This is a genomic window from Ruegeria sp. P10, from assembly GCF_056534925.1.
This window is the reverse complement of record NZ_JBQERJ010000022.1, coordinates 1-2500: the sequence shown is the minus strand read 5'-3', so window position 1 is coordinate 2500 and position 2500 is coordinate 1. Positions and strand designations below refer to the sequence as shown.

At 54.6% G+C, this 2500-nt stretch carries 1 tRNA gene and 2 rRNA genes (1 of these 3 cut by a window edge); all 3 read left to right on the top strand.

The window, feature by feature from the left end:
* A 23S ribosomal RNA gene (locus ACR0FB_RS20565) occupies positions 1 to 2004 on the top strand (it extends 862 nt beyond the left edge of the window).
* A gap of 188 nt (positions 2005 to 2192) precedes the next feature.
* Positions 2193 to 2307: ribosomal RNA gene (gene rrf, locus ACR0FB_RS20560) — 5S ribosomal RNA — on the top strand.
* A 115-nt stretch (positions 2308 to 2422) separates the two neighbouring features.
* Positions 2423 to 2499 (top strand) — tRNA-Met (locus ACR0FB_RS20555).
* Position 2500: the final 1 nt, after the last annotated feature.

The window sequence follows — 2500 nt, the reverse complement described above, 5'->3', positions numbered from 1 at the left end:
ATCCGAATACCCCGGGGGGTAGAGCACTGGATGGGTAATGGGGCCCCACAGGCTTACTGATCCTAACCAAACTCCGAATACCCGGGAGTACTAGATGGCAGACACACTGCGGATGCTAACGTCCGTAGTGGAGAGGGAAACAACCCTGACCTACAGCTAAGGCCCCCAATTCATGGCTAAGTGGGAAAGCAGGTGGGACGACCAAAACAACCAGGAGGTTGGCTTAGAAGCAGCCATCCTTTAAAGATAGCGTAACAGCTCACTGGTCTAAACAAGTTGTCCTGCGGCGAAGATGTAACGGGGCTCAAGCCATGAGCCGAAGCTTAGGATGCCGTAAGGCATGGTAGCAGAGCGTAGTGTGACATAGAACTCATCCTGTATTGCCGCCGGTTATGTGGCGCGAGTAGTCGCGCTCAAGTAGCCGAATAGGCGGTAGCGCAGGATAGAGTTCTTTCGATGAAGCCGGCCTGTGAGGGATCCGGTGGAGAGATCACTAGTGAGAATGATGACATGAGTAGCGACAAAGAGTGTGAGAGACACTCTCGCCGAAAGTCCAAGGGTTCCTGCTTAAAGCTAATCTGAGCAGGGTAAGCCGGCCCCTAAGCCGAGGCCGAAAGGCGTAGGCGATGGGAACTAGGTTAATATTCCTAGGCCAGGAGGATGTGACGGATCACAGGTGTAGTTCAATCTTATCGGATTGATTGGGCTGCTGAGTGGTTCCTGGAAATAGCCCTCCATCAGACCGTACCCTAAACCGACACAGGTGGACTGGTAGAGCATACCAAGGCGCTTGAGAGAACGATGTTGAAGGAACTCGGCAAAATACCTCCGTAAGTTCGCGAGAAGGAGGCCCGGTTCCTAGGCAACTAGGGGCTGGGGGCACAAACCAGGGGGTGGCGACTGTTTATTAAAAACACAGGGCTCTGCGAAGTCGCAAGACGACGTATAGGGTCTGACGCCTGCCCGGTGCCTGAAGGTTAAAAGGAGAGGTGAGAGCCTTGAATTGAAGCCCAGGTAAACGGCGGCCGTAACTATAACGGTCCTAAGGTAGCGAAATTCCTTGTCGGGTAAGTTCCGACCTGCACGAATGGCGTAACGACTTCCCCGCTGTCTCCAACATCGACTCAGCGAAATTGAATTGCCTGTCAAGATGCAGGCTTCCCGCGGTTAGACGGAAAGACCCCGTGCACCTTTACTACAGCTTCGCACTGGCATCAGGATTGTGATGTGCAGGATAGGTGGTAGGCTTTGAAGCAGGAACGCAAGTACCTGTGGAGCCTCCCTTGAGATACCACCCTTCGCACTCTTGATGTCTAACCGCGGTCCGTTATCCGGATCCGGGACCCTGCGTGGCGGGTAGTTTGACTGGGGCGGTCGCCTCCTAAAGCGTAACGGAGGCGCGCGAAGGTTGGCTCAGAGCGGTCGGAAATCGCTCGTTGAGTGCAATGGCAGAAGCCAGCCTGACTGCAAGACTGACAAGTCGAGCAGAGTCGAAAGACGGCCATAGTGATCCGGTGGTCCCGAGTGGAAGGGCCATCGCTCAACGGATAAAAGGTACGCCGGGGATAACAGGCTGATACTGCCCAAGAGTCCATATCGACGGCAGTGTTTGGCACCTCGATGTCGGCTCATCTCATCCTGGGGCTGGAGCAGGTCCCAAGGGTACGGCTGTTCGCCGTTTAAAGAGGTACGTGAGCTGGGTTTAGAACGTCGTGAGACAGTTCGGTCCCTATCTGCCGTGGGTGTAGGAGACTTGAGAGGAGTTGCCCCTAGTACGAGAGGACCGGGGTGAACGATCCACTGGTGGACCAGTTGTCGTGCCAACGGCAGTGCTGGGTAGCTATGATCGGACAGGATAACCGCTGAAGGCATCTAAGCGGGAAGCCCCCCTCAAAACAAGGTCTCCCTGAGGGCCGTGGAAGACCACCACGTCAATAGGCCGGAGATGTAAGCGCAGCAATGCGTTCAGTTGACCGGTACTAATCGCCCGATAGGCTTGATTTGATCCAGTAATGGAAAGACAAATCACCAAAAGCATACACTGACCTTGATTATGGACAGCGTCGCAGCGCCAAGCCGCGATGTTGGTTGATTATATAACCGAGTGGCACCGCGCATTCGCAAGCGAATACGCTGCCTGCCAACCGTCGCTTTCTTGCTCCGCAAAAAAGTCGACATGGGCTTTTCCTCGGTTTGGTGGTCATAGCGCAAGTGAAACACCCGGTCCCATCCCGAACCCGGAAGTTAAGCACTGCCGCGCCAATGGTACTTGGGCTTAAGCCCCGGGAGAGTAGGTCACCGCCAAACCTAGAAAAAGCCCATATCTCTCTAACACGATGACACAATACCCGGCCTCAAATAGCGCAAGCGATAGGCCAACCAAAGACCTCAAGTAGCGTAAGCGCTAGGTCACAAAAACTGTCGCGGGATGGAGCAGCCCGGTAGCTCGTCAGGCTCATAACCTGAAGGTCGTAGGTTCAAATCCTACTCCCGCAACCAA